A 641-nucleotide genomic window follows, 5' to 3' on the forward strand; every position below is an offset into this window, starting at 1 on the left:
ATTTTGGATCATGGCTAATGAACTATCGATATGTGCTTGAAGATCTGCAATATCTTTCAGGTTTTCTTTTTTTTGAAGTTCATCAAATAGACTTTTGAGGTATTTAAAACGCTTTTCTACTTTTTCAAAACTTTTCAAACTTATAGCTTTATTTAGTATCGAGAAAAATTCTAAACGCTCAAAAAGCAACCTGCCCATTTGATCAAAAGACTCAGAAATTTTGTCTTCGTCCTTCAATACCTTTTGATATGATTCCCTTGAAAGCGTGTCACTCTTATAGAGCGATTCTGGTTCTTTGAGAAAAAAACTAGAAAAGTCCATTTTTTGAGGTGCGGTTTTCTGACTATTTGTTATAGCTTGATAGGTTTTTTCTGTTTGCGAAAGTTGTTCTTTTTTCAACTCAAGCTGTTTTTTTAAGAGCTCAATAATTTCCCCTTTTTTTAATAGAGTAATAAGCTCCAAATATTCTGCTGGTGGAGCAGGTGGTGAGACTGCAGCTGGTGATGAGGAGGCGAAATGTACGCTTATACTTGCGTCATTTGCATATGCTGGAGCTAAATTCAGCATTCCCCAAATGGTAATCATTCCTGTTATAATAAATCGCTTTTTCATATATTTGCTCGCTTGATTTCGGCAGGGAT

1 protein-coding gene is annotated in these 641 nt (G+C 34.9%); it reads right to left on the bottom strand.

The features are described 5' to 3' along the window. Positions 1 to 612: type IV secretion system protein (locus ACFIKH_RS09330; RefSeq protein WP_375671551.1), on the bottom strand; the 612-nt coding region annotated here is incomplete at its 3' end. Positions 613 to 641: the final 29 nt, after the last annotated feature.

Origin of the sequence: Bartonella sp. SD1336NMGDW (assembly GCF_042193565.1) — a bacterium.
Taxonomy (GTDB): Bacteria; Pseudomonadota; Alphaproteobacteria; order Rhizobiales; family Rhizobiaceae; genus Bartonella; species Bartonella grahamii.